Below are 19,020 nucleotides of genomic sequence, written 5' to 3'. Positions count from 1 at the left end.
TTGAGCCTGTTGCGCTATTGCGCCGCAGCGCAGATTCCAAGAAAGTCGGGCGCGGCCAGGGACGCTCCACCGATCAGCCCGCCATCCACGTCAGGCTGGGAGAACAACTCGGCGGCATTCGCCACTTTCACGCTGCCACCGTAAAGCACTCGGGTCAGACCGGCAATTGTAGCATCCTCATTTTGCAGTTGGCTACGAATGAAGGCGTGCACTTGCTGCACGTGCGCCGGCGTGGCGGTCTTGCCGCTGCCGATCGCCCACACCGGCTCATAGGCAACGACCGCAGTGCGGAAACTGGCGATGCCGCTGCGCGCAAGCACCGCCCCGAGCTGGCGGCCAATCACATCCTGGGCCTGCCCAGCCTGGTGCTGCGCGGCAGTCTCACCCACGCACAGGATGGGGGTCAGGCCAGCGCCCAGCACCGCCGCGAATTTCTCGGCCACCACCGCGTTGTCCTCGCCGTGGTATTCACGGCACTCGGAATGGCCAACCAGCACCCAGCCGACGCCAACGTCGGCCAGCATGGACGCGGAAACCTCGCCGGTGTACGCGCCCGGCTCAGCATGCGCACTCACATCCTGCGCGCCCACGCCAAGCACGGCCCGCGGATGTCGCGAGGCCAGCTCGGCCAGATAGGGAAAGGGCGGGAACACCAGCACCTCGACCGCCTCCGGCTTGCCGCCGGCGACGGCATCCACCAGCGATGCCGCCATGGCGCGGCTGCCGTTCATCTTCCAGTTGCCGGCGACGAGTTTCCTGCGCATGAATCCTGCTCCGTGCTCAAAGGGCCGAGCTTAGTGTCCTGCCGCGGCAGCGGCAACCGGTGTCCCTGTGGCTATGAACAACGGCATTCGAGACCAGCGGCCCTGCTGGAAACCAGGCTTGCCGCGCCAACGTACGGCGGATCGGCTCCCTCAGGAGGTCCGCGCCACATGCGCGCCGGCAGCCATCTGCACGGCATCGGCCAGCGTCGAGGCCAGCCGTTGGACTTCGGCTGCATCCTCACCTTCCAGCGTCACGCGCACCACCGATTCGGTGCCGGAGGCGCGCAACACCACGCGCCCGCGACCGCGTAGTTGTTCTTCCACCGCGGCCAACGCCTCGCGTACCGAGTCATCATCCAGCGCCTCGCGCGCCCCTGCCGTCCGCACGTTCAGCATAACCTGCGGCAGCTTGCGCAAGCCGGCGCGGGCCTGCACCAGATCCTCGCCGAGGCAGGCCAGGCCCTGCAGCACCGCCAGCGCAGCCACGATGCCGTCGCCAGTGGTGGCGCGGTCCAGGCACAGGATGTGGCCCGAGGTCTCCCCTCCGAGCACGCCACCGTGCTGCTTCAATTGCAGCAGGACGTGGCGGTCGCCGACCTGGGCGCGGATGAACGGCACGCCAAGCTCGGAGAGCGCCTGCTGCAGGCCGAAGTTGCTCATCGCGGTGCCGACCACCGGCCCCTCGAGCCGGCCTTGCGCGCGCATGCTGCGCGCCAGCACGTAGAGGATGTCGTCGCCATCGGCAATCGTGCCGGTGCGATCCACCAGGATCACCCGGTCGCCGTCACCATCGAAGGCAATACCCAGTTGCGCACCCTGATCCAGCACCGCTTGTTGCAGGGCTTGCGGGTGGGTCGAGCCCACATCGTGGTTGATGTTGAAACCATCCGGACGGTCGCCAATCGCCGCCACTTCGGCGCCGAGCTCGGCAAACACCCGCGGCGCCACCTGGTAAGTGGCGCCATGCGCACAATCGAGCACCAGCCGCATGCCGCCGAGGCTGAAATGCTCCGGCACCGTCGCCTTGCAGTATTCGACGTAGCGTGCCAGGGCGCCAGAAACGCGGCTGGCCTTGCCGAGTTCGTCGGAGGCCACAGTGACGAAATCGGCATCCACTTCCCGCTCGATCGCCAGCTCGACCTCGTCGGACAGCTTTTCGCCATCGGCGGAAAAGAACTTGATGCCGTTGTCAGCATGCGGATTGTGCGAAGCGCTGATGACGATGCCGGCCTGGGCACGCAGCGAGCAAGTGAGGAAGGCCACCGCGGGCGTGGGAATGGGGCCCAGCAAGCCGACATCCACGCCGGCGGCGACCAGCCCGGCCTCGAGCGCCGACTCGAACATGTAGCCCGATACCCGCGTGTCCTTGCCAATCAGCACCTGCGGGCAACCCGTGCCGCGGCGACGCAACACCGCGCCGAGCGCCCGCCCCAGGCGCAGCACGAAGTCCGCGCTGATGGGCCACTCGCCGACCCGGCCACGGATGCCGTCAGTGCCGAAATATTTGCGTCCGTTCACCGGCCCGACACTCCCGCGCCGCGGCCATGCGAAACGGCAACTGGGCACGGTATGCGGCGCACGACGCTCAATCCTCGTCCGGCCAACGTGGCGCCGCTGGCGGCGCATCCTTGCGCCGCGGCACCTGTTCCTGCGCTTCCACGGCGCGCCACACCGCCAACGCTTCCACCGTCGGGGCCACGTCGTGCACGCGGATCATGCGCGCGCCACGCTCGGCAGCCAGCACTGCCGCAGCGACCGAACCAGCCACGCGCTCCGCTGGCAGCTTGCGTCCGGTCAAGGCGCCTATCATGGACTTGCGCGACAGGCCCACGTACAGGCCGGCGCCGAGATCGCAGAAGCGCTCCAGGGCGGACAGCAGGGCGACGTTGTGTTCCAGAGTCTTGCCGAAGCCGAATCCCGGATCCACCAGGATCTGCTTCCGATCCAGACCTGCCAGCTCGCAGGCAAACAAGCGGTCGGCGAGGAAACGATGGACTTCGCCGACCACATCGTCGTAATGCGGGTCGGCCTGCATGCTGCGCGGATCGCCTTGCATGTGCATCAGGCAGACCGGCACGCGCAGCTCGGCGGCGGCTTCCAACGCGCCGGCGGCGCGCAGGGCACAGACGTCGTTGATCATCCCGGCGCCGGCGGCCACGGCAGCCCGCATGACCTCCGGCTTGGAGGTGTCAATCGCCACCGGTGCCGTGCCGCGGGCAACCAGCTGCTTGATCACCGGCAATACGCGCTGCAGCTCCAGCGAGGCAGGAACCTCAGGTGCGCCCGGGCGAGTGGATTCGCCGCCGACATCGAGCATGTCGGCACCCTCCTGCAACATGCGCAGCCCTTGGGCCACCGCGGCCTCAACGTCATCCCCGAGGCCATCGGCGGAAAACGAATCCGGGCTCAGGTTGACGATGCCGACCACCCGCGGCCGGTCGAGGGTGAGCGCGCGACCGGCGCAATCGAGCACTGGCGCGAACAGCTCGCTCAGCATGGAAGGCGGCATCCGGGCAGCAGGCGGCGGCTAGGCATCGGAACTCCCCGCAAACGCGCCCATGTAGCCGCGGTAATACTGGAGCTCGGCAATCGAATCGCGAATGTCCGACAGCGCGGTATGCGCCGACTCCTTGGTAACGCCGCGCGCGATACCGGGCGACCAGCGCCGCACCAGTTCCTTCAAGGTGGAAACGTCGAGGTTGCGGTAGTGGAAATAGCGCTCCAGGCGCGGCATCTGCCGATGCATGAAACGGCGATCCTGGCAAATCGAGTTGCCGCACAGCGGCGACTTGCCAGGTCCCACCCATTCGCGCAGGAACTCGATCGTGGCGTGCTCGGCCATGGCGTGATCGACTTCCGAAGCCAGCACCTGGTCCCACAGGCCCGACTTGTGGTGCTGGTTGGAATTCCAGGCGTCCATGGCCTCCAGGCGATCCACCTCGTGGCGGATCGCGAACACCGGGCCATCGGCCAGCACGTTGAGGTTCTTGTCGGTGACCACCGTGGCAATCTCCAGGATGGAATCGTGGTCGGTGTCCAGGCCGGTCATCTCCAGGTCCACCCATACCAGGTTGTCGTCGTCGACTACGCTCATGCGCCCTCCTTGATCAGCCGCAGTCTAGCAGCGTTGCCGGCCTCCCCTGTCCCCATGCGATCATGCCCTTCCATGCAGACCCTGTTCTGGCACGACTACGAAACCACGGGTGCCGACTCGCGGCGCGATCGCCCGGTGCAGTTTGCCGGCCTGCGCACCAGCCTGGACCTGCAGCCGATCGGCGAGCCGGTGATGTTCTATGGCGCCTTGGCCGGCGATATCCTGCCCCACCCTGACGCCTGCCTGATCACTGCCATCAGCCCGCAGGACGCGGCGCGCGAGGGCGTAACCGAGTCCGAGTTTGCCGCCCGCGTGCACGAGCAACTGGCTGCACCAGGCACCTGCACCGTCGGCTATAACTCCCTGCGTTTCGACGACGAGTTCACCCGCCACCTGCTGTACCGGAACTTCTACGATCCCTACGCGCGTGAGTGGGAGCACGGCAACTCGCGCTGGGACCTGATCGACCTGGCGCGCATGTGTCACGCGCTGCGCCCGCAGGGCATCACCTGGCCGCAGCGTGACGATGGCACGCCCAGCTTCCGCCTCGAGCACCTTGCCCAGGCGAACCACCTGGAGCAGGAACACGCGCACGACGCGCTGTCGGACGTACACGCACTGCTCGACCTGGCCCGCCTGATCCGCCTGCGCCAGCCGCGCCTGTGGGACTGGTACTATGCGCTGCGCCGCAAGCAGAAGGTCTACGACCTGCTGGACCTGGTGCAGCAGACGCCGGTGGTGCACGTGTCTTCACGCTATCCGGCCAGCCGCGGCTGCCTGAGCGTGATCGCCCCGCTGGCGCAACACCCGGCGCGGCCAGGCGAGATCATCGTCTACGACCTCGGCACCGATCCGCGCGAATGGCTGGAGCTGGATGCCGAGGCGATTGCCGACCGGGTCTTCACCAGCCGTGCAGACCTGCCCGAGGGCGTCTCGCGCATCCCGCTGCGCACGGTGCGCGCCAATCGCGTCCCGGCACTGGCGCCGCTGTCGGCATTGCAGGGCGTCGACACCGCACGCCTGCAGCTCGACCTGCCGGCCTGTCTGCGGCATGCCGAGTTGCTGCGTGCTGCCAGCGGGATCGTCGATACCGTGTGCCGGGTGTTCGAGCAGGCCGCGACCTTGCCTGCGCCCGAAGATCCAGAGCTCGGCCTGTACGGCGGCGGTTTCCTGGCCGATCGCGACCGCGCCCTGCTGGCCACGGTGCGCGCCACGCCGCCAGGGCAATTGCGTGGCCTGGCCACCGCCTTCCACGACCCGCGCTATGCCACGTTGCTGCTGCGTTACCGCGCGCGCAATTGGCCCGAAACACTCGACGCCGACGAACAAGCCACATGGCAGGCGTTTCGCCGTGCGCGGCTGACCCGCCACACGCCGCTCACCAGCCTGACGCTGGAGGAATATTTCAGCCGCATCCGCGAGCTGCGCGGCGAGGCGTCAGCGCAGCGGCAATTGCCGTTGCTGGACCAGCTCGAGGCTTGGGGCGAGGGAGTAGCAGCCGATCTGGGCACCGGCGTCCACCTCGAAGACGAGGCTTGACCGTACTCCCGCGGGAGCTCGCTGGCGATCCCGGGGAAACCCTTGTGGGTGGGCGATGCTTTAGTATCCCCGCGCACCTTTGCGATCCCCGGCCATGCCACAAACCTACTTCACCACCGCCACCTTCCGCTTCATGCGCGCCCTGGACCGGCACAATGAACGCGCCTGGTTCCACGCCCACAAGGACGACTACGAACGCCACGTGCGCGAGCCGTTCCTGCGCTTCATCGCCGACATGCAGGAACCGCTGCGCACGATCAGCCCGCATTTCCGCGCCGACCCGCGCAAGGTCGGCGGCTCGCTGTTCCGCGTCTACCGCGACACGCGCTATGCGCACGACAAATCGCCATACAAGCCGTGGCAAGGCGCACGCTTCGGGCACGAGCGCCGGCGTGAGATTGACGCGCCCTCGTTCCACCTGCACCTGCAACCCGGCAACTGCTTTGCCGGCGGCGGCATGTGGCAACCCGAAGCCGACGCCTTGAAACATATCCGTGAATTCATCGTCGACAATCCGTCGGCGTGGAAGCGCGCCACGCGCAGCCGGCAGTTTCGCGCCCACCTCGCGCTTGGTGGCGACTCGCTGGTGCGTGCGCCGCGCGGCTACGATCCGGCACACGAGCTGATCGACGACTTGAAGCGCAAAAGCTTCGTTGCGCTCACCGATTTCGACGAAGAGTTGGCCTGTTCCCCACAACTCCTGGCCTGGACCGTAGCCACCTTCAAGCAAGCCGCGCCGCTCGTCGACTATCTGTGCGCGGCGCGGGAGCTGGAGTTCTGAGGACCGACCCCGGCGTGACTGCCGCGAGGCTCAGGCCTCGGCAAACGGAAAGGCCAGCACGTCGGCAATGGCCCTGGTATCCCGCATGGCCATCAGCAGGCGCTCGATGCCCAGTGCCACGCCCGCGCAATTGGGCAAGGCGTCGAGGACGGCCAGCAGCGGTTCATCGAGCGGCAGTTGCCGCTGGCCACGCTCGGCGCGACGCTGGTTGTCGTGCTCGAAACGCGCGCGCTGCTCGGCCGCGTCATTCAATTCGTGGTAGCCGTTGGCCAGCTCCAGCGACCCGAGGTAGAGCTCGAAGCGCTCGGCCACGGGCGGGTCGCCCGCGCGAATGCGCGCCAGTGAGCACTGCGTGGCGGGGTAGTCGTAGATCACCGTGATGACGTCGCGCGCAAAATTCGGCTGCAGGCGGTGGGTCAGCAGCAGGTCCAGCCAGTCGTCGCGCGTCAGCCCGGCCGGATCGATGTGCTGCGCGGCCAATGGCGCCTGCAACATCGCCAACGGCGCCAGCATGGGGTCGATGTCGAGTTCCTCCAGGAACAACTGGCGGAAGCCAACGATGCGCACGGCTACGCGCCGCTGCACCAACTTCAGGGCCGCCTCGACCAAGGCGATGGTCTCACCCATCAGGCGGCGATCGTCCCAGCCCACGCGGTACCACTCGAGCATGCTGAACTCGGGGTTGTGCCGGCCACCGGCCTCGCCATTGCGGAACACGCGCCCAAGTTCGTAGCAATCTCCGATCCCCGCGGCAAGCAGGCGCTTCAGCGGAAACTCGGCCGAGGTGCGCAGCCAGCGCTCACGCGCGCCAGCGTCGACGTGGCCGGAAAATTGCGTGCTGAAGCTGTCGATATTGGGCTCGGTATTGCCGGCCGCCGAAAGGATCGGCGTCTCCACTTCCAGCACGCCACGCTCGCGGAAGAACTCGCGAATGAGCCGGTACAAGCTTGCCCGCAAATGCAAGGCGGAAAGGCGGGTCATGCTTCGTGCTCGGCCAACAAGGCGAGCAAGGCAGCTTCGTCCCATATGGCCACGCCGAGCTCGGTCGCCTTGTCGAGCTTGGATCCGGCCGCCTCGCCCGCCACCACCACACTGGTCTTCTTCGACACCGAACCGGCAACCTTCGCCCCCAAGACTTCGAGGCGTGCCTTGGCTTGGTCACGGCTCAGGGTGGACAACGACCCGGTCAGCACGAAGGTCTGCCCCGCCAGTGGCGCCGCGGCTATCCCGGCATCGGCGGGAATCTGCGCCAGCAAGCCCTGCATCGCCGCCTCGTCGTGGCGCAGGGCCGCAAGCTGCTCGGCATCGGCCAGCAAGGTTTCGAGGTTGGCGGCAGCCGTGGCAGGCAGGCCGGCGTCCACCCAGGCTGCAACACCCGCCGCGAGCATGGCATCGAGCGTGGGGTAGCGGGAAACCAGTGTGGCCGCACGCGCCGGACTGAGCTGGGCAACGTGCCGGCCACCCAAGAGGATGCCGAGATCCAGCCGTTCGCGCAGAGCCGGCGAAGGCGTGGTCTCATCCCGGCAATGCACGCCCGCATCCAGCAGCCCGTCCACGGCCCGCTGGTTGCCGGGCTGGGCGAAGAAGCCGGCAATCGATTCGGCCACCGCGTCGCCGACGTCAGGCAGCACGCGCAATACGGCCGCCGGCATGCTGCGCACATTGGCGAGTCGCCCCAGCCACGCGGCCAGCATCTTTGCCGTGCTCTCGCCAATGTGCATGATGCCGAGCCCGAACAGGAAGCGCGCCAGCGTGGTGTCGCGGCTGGCATCGATTGCGGCCACCAGATTTTCCGCCCAGCGCGTCGCCACTTTCCCGCGCTTGACTGTCTCCGGCGTCGTCCCGTCGCGCTCGTCGATGGCCTGCTTCATGGCGACGAAGCGCTCCACGGTCAGCGCGTAGAGATCGGCGGGAGCACGCACGATACCCTCCTCCACCAACGCATCGACGTAGCGCTCGCCGAGGCCGTCAATGTCCAGCGCCCGGCGCGAGGCAAAGTGCACCAGCGCCTCGCGACGCTGCGCCGGACACACCAGGCCGCCGGAACAACGCCAGGCGCTGACGCCCTCCTCGCGCAACAGCGCCGAACCGCACACCGGGCAGGCCGCCGGCATGTGCCAGGGCACGCTGTGCGCCGGGCGCCGCTCGGGCAGCACGCGCACCACCTCGGGGATGACGTCGCCGGCACGGCGCACAATGACCGTGTCGCCCACGCGCACGTCGAGGCGCGCGACCTGGTCGGCGTTGTGCAGCGTGGCGTTGGCGACCATTACCCCGGCCACCGGTACCGGGGTCAGGCGCGCCACCGGGGTCGCGGCTCCGGTGCGGCCGATCTGGATCTCGATGGCCTCGACCGTGGTCAGTTGCTCCTGCGCCGGAAACTTCTGCGCCAGCGCCCAGCGCGGCGCACGGGCGACGAAGCCCATCGCCTGCTGCCCGGCATAATCGTCGAGCTTGTAGACCACACCATCGATGTCGTAGGGCAGCGCATCGCGCTTGGCGCCCAGTCGCCGGTAATAGGCAACCAAGCCGGCAAACCCGCGGGCTAGGTCCACCTCTGGCGAGACGGGGAAGCCCCACTCGCGAAACAACTGCAGCGTCGCGTAGTGCGTGTCCGGCAGCCTGCCGCCCTCGACCACGCCGAGCGCATAGGCAAAGAAGCTCAGCCGCCGCCTGGCCGTGACCGCCGGGTCGAGCTGGCGCAGCGACCCGGCCGCGGCGTTGCGCGGGTTGGCCAGAGGCTTGCCGCCATGGTCCCGCATGCGCGCGTTGAAGGCCTCGAAGTCCTTGCGCAGCATGATCACCTCGCCACGCACTTCCAATTGCCCGGGCCAACCGCTCCCACGCAGGCGCAGGGGAATGGCACGGATGGTGCGCACGTTTGCGGTCACGTCCTCGCCGGACTCACCGTCGCCGCGGGTCGCCGCCTGTACCAGCACGCCGCCCTCGTAGCGCAGGCTCATGGCCAGGCCATCGAGCTTCGGCTCGGCGGCAAACTGCGGATCATGGCGGCCCGTGGTGAGCTCGACCCGGGCCACGAAGTCGGCCAGCTCGGCAAAGCGTTCGCGGTCGCTGTCGCCTGGCTGTTCGAACGCGTTGCTGAGCGAGAGCATCGGCTGCGCGTGGCGGACTTCGGCAAAGCCGCCGTGCGCGCGTACGCCGATCCGGCGGGTTGGCGAATCGGCGGTCACCAGCTCGGGATGCGCGGCTTCCAGGGCTTCCAACTCACGCATCCAACGGTCGTACTCGGCATCCGGCACTTCCGGGTCGTCGAGCACGTAGTAGCAATAGTTGGCCTGGTCGATACGCTGTCGCAATTCCTCGACACGGTCGGCTGCGGCTGGCTCCAGGGGTTTGGACATGACGCCCTCCGACTACGCCCACATGTCGCCAACGTGCTGCACCGCCCGCGCGCTCAGCGGTGGAATTGCCCCGCCGCCTCGGGCTGGTAGCTGATCTCCAGCACGCGCAGGTGGCGCACCCGGCCGTGCGGCGTCGGCCAATCGATCTTCTGGCCTTGCGCCAGGCCCAGCAGGGCGCTGCCCACCGGAGCCATGATCGACACCGTGCCGGCAGCACCCGCGGCGGAGGGATAGACCAGGGTCAAGGTGAGCTTTTCGCCGTTGTCCTCGTCCGTGAACGTCACCGTGGAGTTCATGGTCACGATCTGTGCCGGCATGTCCTTGGGCTCGACCACCTCGGCGCGATCCAGCTCGGCGCGCAGCGCAGCAAGATTGGCGACTTCGGCTGCCGGTGCGCGTTCAAGCAGCGCCTCGATGCGGTCGAGGTCGACGCGGGAAAGAGTGATCGGTGGCTTGGTGCTCATGGTTCATCCTGGGTCGGCGACGGGTATCGCACAAAAGTGCACGCCGGAACGAAAACCGCCCCGGCGTGCCTGGTCGTCGTGACGCTTTTGCAATTGTCCCGCCACGGCAGCAACAAAACTGCGGATAACCGCCGCCAGGGCATCCGCCCGATGGACGCCAACGCAGCAGTTACCATGCTTGGCATGTTACCCGAAGCGCCCGCCGAATCCCAAGCGACCAGCGTCATGACGGGCAGCGCCGGGGCGGAGCCGGCGCAGCTTTCGAGCACGGTGCGCTTTCGCGGCCTGCTGTTCCTGGTGGCGGCGGCGTTCTTCATGCAATCCCTGGACTCGACGGTGGTGAACACCGCCGTGCCGATGATTGCGGTTGGCCTGCAGGTATCGCCACTGGACATGCGCTCGGCGCTGACCAGCTATGTGCTGACCCTGGCCGTACTGATCCCGGCCACCCCCTGGCTGTGCGACCGGCTTGGGACGCGGCGCGTGTTTGGCCTGGCCATCACCATCTTCGGCCTTGGCTCGCTGTTTTGCGGCCTGGCGCAGAACCTGCCACAACTGGTGGCCGCGCGCGTGCTGCAAGGCGTCGGTGGCGCCGCGCTGCTGCCGGTCGGCCGCTACGTGCTGGTACGCACGATCGACAAGCGCGAGTTCGTCCGCGCGATGAGCACGGTGGCCACCTACGGCGTGCTCGGCTCGGTGCTCGGCCCGCTGGTCGGCGGCGCGCTGGTGCAATACACCTCGTGGCGCCTGATCTTCCTCATCAACGTGCCGGTGGCCGTGGTCGGCTATTGGATGAACCGGCATGAGATGCCGGATTACCGACTGCGGCGCGCCCACCGCTTCGACCTGTCGGGCTTCCTGTTGTTTGCCTCCGCCTCCGCACTGCTGCTCACCGGCGCCGAGCTCGCTGGCACGAGTCCGCTGCCGTGGCCAAACATCCTGCTTTGCGCCCTGGGCGCCTTGGCACTGGGCAGCCTCTATGTCTGGCATGCCGGGCGTACCGAGTTCCCCGTCGCCGACCTGAAATTGCTGCGCAAGCGCAGCGTGCAGGTCGCGCTGTCCGGCGGCATCTTCACGCGCCTCGGCATTTCCGGGATGTTCGTGCTGCTCATGTTGTTCCTGCAGATTGGCTGCGGCTGGTCGCCGCTCGCCGCCGGCATGGTCATGGTGCCGCAGGCGATCGGCTCGATCGTGGCCAAGCGCTTGATCAATCGCCTGCTGGTCCATTACGGCTACCGGCGTCTGCTGCTCGGCAACACCTTGATCGTGGCCGCCCTGCTCGGCAGCTTCGCCGTGCTCGGGCCAGGCTCCCCGGTGTGGCTGGTGGGCACGCTGGCCTTCTTCTACGGCGGCTTTGCCGGCCTGCAGTACACGGCAATGAACACGCTGATCTACAACGACTTGGACATCAGCGACGCCTCCATGGCCTCCTCCTTGGCCTCGACCGCGCAATACCTGGCGATGAGCTTTGGCATTGCGCTGGGCATGTTGCTGATGCAGGCTTTGCTTGGTGGGCACGCCAGCGACAACTACGTGGTGGCGTTCCGCTGGACGGTCATCGTGCTGGCGCTGATCACTGCCGGCGCCAGCCGCGTGTTCCGCCAGTTGCCCGAGTGAGCCGCCGCCGCATGCCCTGAGCCTGCCTGTTACTGTAGTCGCCGCTGCAGACGGGACTGCATTGCCGGACAGTGCCCGCGCCGCCGAAATCACCAGGACCTCGCATGTACCTGCTCTCCACCATGCTGGCCGCATCCGGCGCCGCCGACGCCGGCGCCAACCTCCACCTGCTCGGCGATCCGGTGGCCTGGCTGGCGCTGCTGATCTTCGTCATCGCCTACCTTGCGGTGATCTTCGAGGAGCGCATCCACATTGCCAAGTCCAAGCCGGTGATGCTGGGCGCGGCGCTGATCTGGGCCTTGATCGCGTGGCAGACCGACGGCAGCGCCGCCACCCGCGCCGCATTCGACGAGATGTTCCTGGAATACGCGGAGATCTTCTTTTTCCTGGTGGTGGCAATGGCCTTTGTCACCGCCATGGCCGAGCGTGGCGTGTTCGAAGCCTTGCGCGCGCAATTGACGCGGAGCGGCTATGCGTACCGCACGCTGTTCTGGATCACCGGCGTGGTGGCGTTTTTCCTCTCCGCCGTGCTGGACAACCTCACCACCACCCTGGTGATGTCGGCCGTGATCCTGGCCCTTGGCACCGGCAATGCCCGCTTCTGCACGCTTGCCCTGATCAACCTGGTGGTGGCGGCAAACGCCGGCGGCGCCTGGAGCGCGTTTGGGGACATCACCACGCTGATGGTGTGGCAGGCGCACAAAGTCGAGTTCACTGAGTTCTTCGCGATCCTCCTGCCCTCCCTTGTCAACTGGCTGGTGCCGGCAGCATGCATGTTCCTGGCGGTGCCCCGCGGGCGGCCGCAACCACTGGAATCGACGGCACGCATCCGGCGGGGCGGCCTCGCGATCTGCGTGACGTTTGCCTTGACGATCGCGATTACCGTGGCCGGCAAGCAATGGTTGGGCTTGCCCGCCGCATTCGGCATGCTCTCCGGCCTGGCCCTGCTGAGCCTCCTGGCTTCGTACATCGAGCGCCGCGAACAACGCGATCCGCCGGAGCCCGGCATCGCGCCCGTGGCCTACTCCATCTTTCGCGTCATCGCCCGGGCCGAGTGGGACACGCTGCTGTTCTTCTATGGCGTCTTCGGCTGCGTCGGCGGATTGGCAGTCATTGGCTACCTGGACCTGGCCTCGCAACATCTGTACGGCGGGCTGGGCTTCACCCTCGGCAACACGGCCATGGGCGTGCTCTCGGCGGTGGTGGACAACATTCCGATCATGTTCGCCGTGCTGAAAATGAACCCACCCATGGACCATGGACAGTGGCTGCTGATCACGCTTACCGCCGGGGTCGGCGGCAGCCTGCTGTCAATCGGCTCAGCTGCCGGCGTGGCGCTCATGGGCGTCTCGCGCGGCATGTACAGCTTCGCTTCGCACTTGCGTTGGACCTGGGCCATCGCCTTGGGCTACGTCGCCAGCATCGGCACGCACCTGCTGCTCAATGCCCAGCATTTCACCGGCGGCACAGGTGGCCTTTAGGCGCCCTCCGCGCCGGTGGCGGCGTCATGTCACGCCATCCGTGGACCCCAGGCGCAGCTACGATGTGAGTGCGCCTGGCCTTGGGCCATCTGGTCCACGCGATTATTTCGGGGTGTAGGTGAACTTTTGTCCGGCGATGGTGGCGTGGTACATCGCGCCACCCTTGACGATGGTAAAGACGGCCATGCCTTTGTAGTACGTCGCTGCCGTCTTCGCCTTGTCCTTGGTGACGCTCGCGTTGCCGCTGACACCCTTGGTGCCGACGTCGGCACCCGCCGCCGCGGTGATCGCCACCGCACCAGCACCCGCGCCAAACTCAAAATTGCCTTGGGTGAACGTGTCGAACGCCGCCTTGTCCTGGAAGAAGATGATCTGGCTGTATGCCTCGCCGCCCAACTGCGCGCCAATGCTCAGTTGCGTCATCGAGGTGTCGCCGACGTGCTTGCCATGCACATAGACGCGGCCCTCGCCATGCGCCGCCCCCACCACAAGGCCACCCTTGCCGATGGTCGGAAACACTGCGTAACCGTAGGAGTTGGAAAAGAAGGACCGGCTTTGCTCCGAGTGCCGGAACAAGTCGGTCGTATCGCTGTAGGCATCAGCCCAGCTGACCGCCGCCCACAGCAACAGCATCACGCCTGACAGGAGTATCGACGAGCGTTTCATGAGCCACCTCCGAGCGATTGAACTGAGGTCAGCAAGCAGCGAGCCCTGCCAGACCATGTGGCCACGGTAGGGCCGCCGCGGTCAATCCGACGTGAAGCCAGCAAGCCCGTCCACACCCCGCGTCCACCCCCATCCCCGCGCGGGCGGCACCGCGCGAAGCCGCGTCGCGAGCGAGTCGCTCAGTCCGTCTCGATGCGCACCAGCTTGACCCGGCCTGCGGCCCCACTCTTGATGCTGACGGCCGATTGGCTGCAGCCAAACTGCGCGGCCACCAAGGCGATCAACTCCTGGTTTGCCTTGCCCTCGACCGGCGCGGCCTTCAACTGCGCCAACCACCTGCCATCCCCGGCCGGCACCAGCCGGCTTTGCCCGCTGCGCGGCTTCACCCGAACTTCGATGATCGCGACCCGCGGGCTCACGATCAGGCGACCGCGCCGCCGCTGAGGCGCGCGTCGGTGGCGGTAGTCAGCGCGACGCGCACGATGATCCCAACCGCCTGCCGCATCTGCGCGAGCGGCATGCCGGGAGCGACGTGGCGTGTCGCCTGCTCGGGCAACCACGGCACGTGCACGAAGCCAGCCTGGAAATCCTGGCGACGCGCGGCATGCATCAGCGCATAGAACACCTGGTTGCAGACATAGGTGCCCGCGGTCTGCGAGACGCCGGCCAGGATGTCTGACCGCTGCAGGGCGGCAAGCATGGTCTTGATTGGCAGCGTCGAAAAGTACGCGGCCGGCCCGTTGCGCAGCACGGGGACGTCGATGGGTTGCGCGCCCACATTGTCCGGGATACGCGCATCGATCACGTTGATGGCGACCCGTTCAAGCGAGATGCCGGCGCGACCACCGGCAAGGCCAAAGGCAATCGCGAGGCGTGGGCGCACCGCGCGCAAGGCCTGCCGCAAGGCCGGCAGCGCGGCGCCAAATTCAGTCGGCAGCTCCACCGCCACGACGCGATGCCGCGCGATGCGCTTGCCATCGAGCGCCCGCACCGCTTGCCAGGACGGATTCATCGCCTCGCCGGCGAATGGCGCGAAGCCGGTCAGCAGGACCGTGGGCGTGGAGCTGGTCATCGGCTCAGAACCGGAACACCAGGAAGTACATCAGCAGCAGGTTGACGACCAGCAGCACGGCGCCGGTCTTCCACTGCGCGCGGATCACGGCCGACTGCTGCGGCAGTTCCAACAGCGCCACCGGCACGATGTTGTAGTTGGCCGCCATTGGCGTGAACAAGGTGCCGCAATAGCCGGTGACCATGCCGATCGCGCCGAGGATTGCGGGATTGGCGCCATGCAGCCCAATCAGCAGCGGCAAGCCGATACCTGCAGTCAGCACCGGGAACGCCGCAAAGGCGTTGCCCATGATGACGGTGAACAGCACCATGCCGATCCCGTACGCGAACACGCACGCCAGCGCGCTCTCGACCGGAATCACCATGCGCACGAGGTCGGCAAGCGCCGTGCCGACGCCAGTCGCGGCAAAGACGCCGCCCAGCGCGGCGAGCGTGAGTGGCAAGAGCGCGGCCCAGCCCAGCGTGTCGAGCAGGCGCCGGCCCTCGACCAACCCGGCCTGCGGTCGCGCGTCGGTGACTGCCGATGCCGCGATCCACGCCACGACGCAGGCCAGCGCCAGCCCGGTCAACGTCATCTGCGGTTTGGCAAACAGGGCGACGCCATGCACGACGAGCATCCCCCCAAACAGCGCCACCAGCAGCGTCACCAGCGGGATCAGCAGCGCCGGGCCAAACAGCTTGTGGCCCAGACGCTGCGCATCGGCTTGGCGTGCCGCGGCATCGCGCTCGACGAGCTCACCGCGGTGCATGCGCGGTGACAACACCGCGAGCACCAGCACGCCGGCGCCGGCAAGCTGCGCCGGCAATGCGTCATGCGCGGCCGCAGCACGCAGCACCGCATCGCCACCGCCGAGCAATGCAGCCAGCACAGCCCAGAACGCCGCGTGCGACCAGCGCCGCCCGCGCAGGTTCAGCCACGCCGCGCCAGCCAGGAATGCGGCGATCAGCCAATAGGCGTGCTCGATGCGCAGCATCTCAGCGCGATGCCTCGCGGCGCGCATCCGGCGCCGGCCGCTGCAGCCGGCGCGAGAACAGCACCGTGCGCAGCGCGTGGATGATGAACGCCGCAATCGCGGTCGGCAGCGCCCACAAGGCGATATGCAGTGGCGTGAGCTCGATGCCGTGCTGCGCGTAGAAGCCCTGGATCAGCAGCACGCCGCCAAGCGCGACAAACACATCCTCGCCGAAGAACATGCCGACGTTGTCGGTGCCGGCGCTGAACGCGCGCACCGCATGGCGTTCTTCGAGCGTCAGCGGCGTGCCGCGCTTTTCCGCCGCGGCTTCAGCCATGGGCGCGAGCAGCGGCCGCACGGTCTGCGCCTGGCCGGCGACATTGGTCAGGCCGCACATGGCAAGGACCTGGCGCAAGCCAAGATAGGCAATCAGCAGGCGCGGCAAGGTCATTCTGCGCAGCGAGGCGATCCAGTTGCTCGCATGCTCGCGCAGGCCGGCACGCTCGAGCACGCCAATGGCTGGCAGGGTGAGCACGAAGAGCAGGAGCGCGCGCTCGGACACGAAGCTCGTGCCGAGCAAGGCGAGAATGTCGCCCGCGGACTTGCCGGCGGCAAAGCCGCTCACCACGCCCGCGGCCACGACCACCGGCACCGGATTGAAGCGCAGCGCGAAGCCGATGACGACGACCGCAACGCCCAGCAGCGGCAGCCACTGCGTCAGCATGCGTGGGCCGGCCCGGCGGTCACTTGCACGCCGGCCTCCTGCAGCGCCTGGCGCAAGTCCTGGGCGAAACGCGCGGCGTCCGGCCGGTCGCCGTGCACGCACAGCGTATCGGCCTCGACACGCACGGCGGCGCCATCGGCCGTGACCGCCTGCTGGTGCGTCGCAATCGCCACGGCCTGGGCCACCACTTCGGCGCGATCCTCGAGTACCGCGTGCGGCTCCGAGCGAGGCGTGAGCGAACCGTCTGCCCGGTAGCGGCGATCGCAAAAGCCTTCACGCGACACCACCAGGCCCATCGCTCTTCCCGCCGCCACCAGCGCGCTGCCGGCGAGCCCGACCAGGATCAGCCCGCGGTCGAAGTCCGCCACCGCATGGGCAATGGCGTCGGCCAGCGCACGCTCGCGCGCAGCCATGTTGTACAGCGCACCATGTGGTTTTACGTGCCGTAGCCGCGTCCCTGCCGCGTGGGCAAAGGCCTGCAGCGCACCAATCTGGTACAGGGTGTGGGCGTAAACCTCATCCGGGGAAATCCTCATCTCGCGGCGGCCAAATCCCTGCAGATCAGGCAGTGCGGGATGTGCGCCGAGCGCGACGCGGTGACGCACGCACAGCGATACGGTCTGGCGCATGCCCGGCGGATCGCCGGCATGGAAGCCACAGGCGACATTGGCCGAGGTGATCCACGGCATGACGCCGGCATCATCGCCCATGCGCCAGGCGCCAAAGGATTCGCCGAGATCGGCGTTGAGATCGATCTGCCTCATGCGGACAAGCGCGTAGCGATACGGGTTTCGAGGTCGGCAAGCGCGCGTTCGCGCTTTTGCAGCGCGTGCCACGCGTCCGCCAGCGTGCACGGCGCGAAGCGTAGCACGGCGCCGGGACGCGCCTGGGCGAGCCGCGGCAGGTCGGTCGCGGCAACCTGGCCAATCCGCGGATAACCGCCGCTCACCGGGCACTCGACGCCAAACACGATGGGCTGACCCGACGGCGGCAACTGCAGCAGGCCAGGCACGCAGCCTTCGCTGACCATTTCGAGCGGCGCCTGCCATACCAACGACGGCCCCTGCAGGCGCAGGCCGGTGCGGTTCGAGTCGGCTTGCACGGTAAACGCGCCTGCGAACAGGGCGCGGCGCGAGGCGTCGGTCAAGTCGGCCTGGTGGCGGGCGGGCAACAACTGCAGCGGCTGCGCAGCGTCCTCCGCGAACCAAGGTCGCGCGTCCAGCCACCAACCGGATGCCGCGCGCGCGCTCAGCGGCGAATCGACGGCGGCAATCGCCAAGCGATCGCCGGCGCGCAGCGCGCGGCCTGCGAACGGCCCGAGCGCAGCGTGGAGGTCGGTGCTGCGGCTGCCGAGGATCGGCTCCACGTCGAAGCCGCCACGCACGGCGAGATAGCCGCGGCAACCGCGCGGCATGGCGCCCAGGCCGACCCGTGCGCCAGCTGCCACCTGCACCGGTGCCCACCGCGGCAGCTCGCGACCGTCTATCCGCAGCGGGATCGGCGCACCGGTGACGGCGATCCAGGCCGCGGTGTGGAACTGCAGCGTCGGCCCGAGCAGGGTAAATTCCAGGACGCAGGCATCGCGCGCGTTGCCGCACAGCGCGTTGGCGATGCGCAGCGCGGGCGCATCGAACGCGCCGCTGCGGCCGATGCCGAGCTCGGCGTAGCCGCTGCGGCCGCCATCCTGCAGCGTGGTCAGCATGCCGGGCTTGACGACCTCGACGCTCACAACGGGCGCTCCATCAAGGCGGAGAATTCCTCCGCGCTGATCGCGCGGAAACGGACGCGGTCGGCCGGCGCCAGCAGGCACGGCGGGTCACGTCGCGGGTCGAACAAGGCGAGTGGCGTGCGCCCGATGAGGTTCCAGCCACCCGGCAGTTCGCGCGGATAAATGCCGGTCTGCGCGCCGCCAATGGCGACCGAGCCGGCTGGCACCCGCGTGCGCGGTGTGGCGCGGCGCGGCATGTGCAGGGCCGGATCGAGCCCGAGCAGATACGGAAAGCCGGGCGCGAAACCCAGCATCGCGACCGTATAGACGTCCGCAGCGTGCCGCGCGATGACTTCTGCGGGACTCATGCCTGCGTGGGTGGCCAACGCTTCGAGATCCGGGCCATGCGTGCCGCCATAGCACACGGAAATCTCCACGACCCGGCCCTCGGCATGTTCGACGCCAGCTGCTGGCGGCGGTAGCAGCGCGAGTGAGGTACGTAGCACCTGTTCCACTTGCGCATGGGGCGGACGGCCGCTGGCGTCGTCCCAGGCCGCAGGGTCGAAACGCAGCAGGATGCTGGCGTAGGCCGGCACAATGTCCAGCACGCCGCGCAGCGACGCCATGCCCAAGCGTCGCGCCGCAGCCTGGACCTGGGCATTGAGCTCGCTATCGATGCGTTCGCCGAAACGCAGCAGCAGCGTGTCTTCGGACAACGGCTCGACAGCGAAATGCATGAACGGATTTCCGTACGGCAGCGATACGCACCAGGCCGAACTCATCAGCCGGCTACGCG

At 67.9% G+C, this 19,020-nt stretch carries 19 protein-coding genes; 4 read left to right on the top strand and 15 right to left on the bottom strand.

Annotation, left to right across the window (positions count from 1 at the left end; genetic code table 11):
- Positions 1 to 14: 14 nt before the first annotated feature.
- From tpiA to orn, 4 genes are all read right to left on the bottom strand, one after another.
- Positions 15 to 764, bottom strand: coding sequence for a triose-phosphate isomerase (gene tpiA, locus AC3WJB_RS09130; RefSeq protein ID WP_492680800.1), 750 nt, complete (start codon positions 762 to 764; stop codon positions 15 to 17).
- Between the two features lie 150 nt (positions 765 to 914).
- Positions 915 to 2,282 (bottom strand): phosphoglucosamine mutase, encoded by a 1,368-nt coding sequence (gene glmM / locus AC3WJB_RS09125; RefSeq protein ID WP_492680798.1) that lies wholly within the window; start codon positions 2,280 to 2,282, stop codon positions 915 to 917.
- A 67-nt stretch (positions 2,283 to 2,349) separates the two neighbouring features.
- On the bottom strand, positions 2,350 to 3,261 hold the full coding sequence (gene folP / locus AC3WJB_RS09120) for a dihydropteroate synthase (RefSeq protein ID WP_492680796.1): 912 nt from the start codon (positions 3,259 to 3,261) through the stop codon (positions 2,350 to 2,352).
- A 30-nt stretch (positions 3,262 to 3,291) separates the two neighbouring features.
- On the bottom strand, positions 3,292 to 3,858 hold the full coding sequence (gene orn, locus AC3WJB_RS09115; RefSeq protein WP_492680794.1) for an oligoribonuclease: 567 nt from the start codon (positions 3,856 to 3,858) through the stop codon (positions 3,292 to 3,294).
- A 72-nt stretch (positions 3,859 to 3,930) separates the two neighbouring features.
- Between orn and sbcB the strand changes: the two genes are divergently transcribed.
- Together sbcB and AC3WJB_RS09105 are read left to right on the top strand one after the other, a co-directional pair.
- Entirely contained in the window at positions 3,931 to 5,397 is a 1,467-nt protein-coding gene (gene sbcB, locus AC3WJB_RS09110; protein ID WP_492680792.1) for an exodeoxyribonuclease I, read from the top strand.
- A 94-nt stretch (positions 5,398 to 5,491) separates the two neighbouring features.
- Positions 5,492 to 6,178, top strand: a complete 687-nt coding sequence (locus AC3WJB_RS09105) for a DUF2461 domain-containing protein (protein ID WP_492680790.1) — start codon at positions 5,492 to 5,494, stop codon at positions 6,176 to 6,178.
- Between the two features lie 30 nt (positions 6,179 to 6,208).
- Here the strand turns inward: AC3WJB_RS09105 and epmA are convergent, their stop codons facing one another.
- From epmA to rnk, 3 genes are read right to left on the bottom strand one after another with little or no spacing between them, the layout of a single operon-like run.
- Positions 6,209 to 7,159, bottom strand: a complete 951-nt coding sequence (gene epmA / locus AC3WJB_RS09100) for an EF-P lysine aminoacylase EpmA (RefSeq protein ID WP_492680788.1) — start codon at positions 7,157 to 7,159, stop codon at positions 6,209 to 6,211.
- Positions 7,156 to 9,540, bottom strand: coding sequence for an NAD-dependent DNA ligase LigA (ligA, locus tag AC3WJB_RS09095; RefSeq protein WP_492680786.1), 2,385 nt, complete (start codon positions 9,538 to 9,540; stop codon positions 7,156 to 7,158). Before ligA ends, epmA begins: the two co-directional genes overlap by 4 nt.
- 53 nt (positions 9,541 to 9,593) lie before the next feature.
- The gene (gene rnk / locus AC3WJB_RS09090) at positions 9,594 to 10,004 is read right to left on the bottom strand and encodes a nucleoside diphosphate kinase regulator (RefSeq protein ID WP_492680784.1); all 411 of its coding nucleotides are present in this window, start codon (positions 10,002 to 10,004) and stop codon (positions 9,594 to 9,596) included.
- Positions 10,005 to 10,229: 225 nt separating this feature from the next.
- Between rnk and AC3WJB_RS09085 the strand changes: the two genes are divergently transcribed.
- The gene (locus tag AC3WJB_RS09085; protein ID WP_492683152.1) at positions 10,230 to 11,621 is read left to right on the top strand and encodes an MFS transporter; all 1,392 of its coding nucleotides are present in this window, start codon (positions 10,230 to 10,232) and stop codon (positions 11,619 to 11,621) included.
- Between the two features lie 104 nt (positions 11,622 to 11,725).
- Positions 11,726 to 13,102, top strand: a complete 1,377-nt coding sequence (gene nhaD, locus AC3WJB_RS09080; protein ID WP_492680782.1) for a sodium:proton antiporter NhaD — start codon at positions 11,726 to 11,728, stop codon at positions 13,100 to 13,102.
- A 102-nt stretch (positions 13,103 to 13,204) separates the two neighbouring features.
- Here nhaD and AC3WJB_RS09075 read toward each other — a convergent pair whose 3' ends face one another.
- The 8 genes from AC3WJB_RS09075 to pxpB all read right to left on the bottom strand — a co-directional run bounded on the left by AC3WJB_RS09075 (position 13,205) and on the right by pxpB (position 18,961).
- A complete protein-coding gene (locus tag AC3WJB_RS09075; protein ID WP_492680780.1) occupies positions 13,205 to 13,768 on the bottom strand; it encodes a lipid-binding SYLF domain-containing protein in 564 nt (187 codons plus the stop codon).
- Between the two features lie 179 nt (positions 13,769 to 13,947).
- Positions 13,948 to 14,187: a DUF167 domain-containing protein gene (locus AC3WJB_RS09070; protein ID WP_492680778.1), complete on the bottom strand. Its 240-nt coding sequence runs from the start codon at positions 14,185 to 14,187 to the stop codon at positions 13,948 to 13,950.
- Between the two features lie 2 nt (positions 14,188 to 14,189).
- Complete coding sequence (pcp, locus tag AC3WJB_RS09065) at positions 14,190 to 14,840, bottom strand: pyroglutamyl-peptidase I (protein WP_492680776.1); 651 nt, start codon at positions 14,838 to 14,840, stop codon at positions 14,190 to 14,192.
- 4 nt (positions 14,841 to 14,844) lie between these two features.
- A complete protein-coding gene (locus tag AC3WJB_RS09060; protein ID WP_492680774.1) occupies positions 14,845 to 15,813 on the bottom strand; it encodes a 5-oxoproline transporter, DUF979 family subunit in 969 nt (322 codons plus the stop codon).
- 1 nt (position 15,814) lies between these two features.
- A complete protein-coding gene (locus tag AC3WJB_RS09055) occupies positions 15,815 to 16,516 on the bottom strand; it encodes a DUF969 domain-containing protein (protein WP_492680772.1) in 702 nt (233 codons plus the stop codon).
- Complete coding sequence (locus AC3WJB_RS09050) at positions 16,510 to 17,280, bottom strand: LamB/YcsF family protein (protein ID WP_492680770.1); 771 nt, start codon at positions 17,278 to 17,280, stop codon at positions 16,510 to 16,512. The genes AC3WJB_RS09055 and AC3WJB_RS09050 overlap by 7 nt, the downstream gene beginning before the upstream one ends.
- Entirely contained in the window at positions 17,277 to 18,245 is a 969-nt protein-coding gene (locus tag AC3WJB_RS09045) for a 5-oxoprolinase subunit C family protein (protein WP_492680768.1), read from the bottom strand. The genes AC3WJB_RS09050 and AC3WJB_RS09045 overlap by 4 nt, the downstream gene beginning before the upstream one ends.
- On the bottom strand, positions 18,242 to 18,961 hold the full coding sequence (gene pxpB / locus AC3WJB_RS09040) for a 5-oxoprolinase subunit PxpB (RefSeq protein ID WP_492680766.1): 720 nt from the start codon (positions 18,959 to 18,961) through the stop codon (positions 18,242 to 18,244). Before pxpB ends, AC3WJB_RS09045 begins: the two co-directional genes overlap by 4 nt.
- Positions 18,962 to 19,020: the final 59 nt, after the last annotated feature.

Source organism: Rhodanobacter sp. FW510-R10 (genome assembly GCF_058781105.1).
This window is presented reverse-complemented; position numbering and strand designations above follow the sequence as displayed.

What these genes read in the sequence shown, in the direction of transcription:
- ligA (WP_492680786.1), bottom strand. Translation starts at nt 9,540, where the DNA reads ATGTCCAAACCCCTGGAGCCAGCCGCAGCCGACCGTGTCGAGGAATTG.
- AC3WJB_RS09060 (WP_492680774.1), bottom strand. Translation starts at nt 15,813, where the DNA reads ATGCTGCGCATCGAGCACGCCTATTGGCTGATCGCCGCATTCCTGGCT.
- AC3WJB_RS09055 (WP_492680772.1), bottom strand. Translation starts at nt 16,516, where the DNA reads ATGCTGACGCAGTGGCTGCCGCTGCTGGGCGTTGCGGTCGTCGTCATC.
- AC3WJB_RS09085 (WP_492683152.1), top strand. Translation starts at nt 10,230, where the DNA reads ATGACGGGCAGCGCCGGGGCGGAGCCGGCGCAGCTTTCGAGCACGGTG.
- sbcB (WP_492680792.1), top strand. Translation starts at nt 3,931, where the DNA reads ATGCAGACCCTGTTCTGGCACGACTACGAAACCACGGGTGCCGACTCG.
- pcp (WP_492680776.1), bottom strand. Translation starts at nt 14,840, where the DNA reads ATGACCAGCTCCACGCCCACGGTCCTGCTGACCGGCTTCGCGCCATTC.
- AC3WJB_RS09105 (WP_492680790.1), top strand. Translation starts at nt 5,492, where the DNA reads ATGCCACAAACCTACTTCACCACCGCCACCTTCCGCTTCATGCGCGCC.
- pxpB (WP_492680766.1), bottom strand. Translation starts at nt 18,961, where the DNA reads ATGCATTTCGCTGTCGAGCCGTTGTCCGAAGACACGCTGCTGCTGCGT.
- AC3WJB_RS09075 (WP_492680780.1), bottom strand. Translation starts at nt 13,768, where the DNA reads ATGAAACGCTCGTCGATACTCCTGTCAGGCGTGATGCTGTTGCTGTGG.
- orn (WP_492680794.1), bottom strand. Translation starts at nt 3,858, where the DNA reads ATGAGCGTAGTCGACGACGACAACCTGGTATGGGTGGACCTGGAGATG.
- AC3WJB_RS09050 (WP_492680770.1), bottom strand. Translation starts at nt 17,280, where the DNA reads ATGAGGCAGATCGATCTCAACGCCGATCTCGGCGAATCCTTTGGCGCC.
- folP (WP_492680796.1), bottom strand. Translation starts at nt 3,261, where the DNA reads ATGCTGAGCGAGCTGTTCGCGCCAGTGCTCGATTGCGCCGGTCGCGCG.
- tpiA (WP_492680800.1), bottom strand. Translation starts at nt 764, where the DNA reads ATGCGCAGGAAACTCGTCGCCGGCAACTGGAAGATGAACGGCAGCCGC.
- nhaD (WP_492680782.1), top strand. Translation starts at nt 11,726, where the DNA reads ATGTACCTGCTCTCCACCATGCTGGCCGCATCCGGCGCCGCCGACGCC.
- epmA (WP_492680788.1), bottom strand. Translation starts at nt 7,159, where the DNA reads ATGACCCGCCTTTCCGCCTTGCATTTGCGGGCAAGCTTGTACCGGCTC.
- rnk (WP_492680784.1), bottom strand. Translation starts at nt 10,004, where the DNA reads ATGAGCACCAAGCCACCGATCACTCTTTCCCGCGTCGACCTCGACCGC.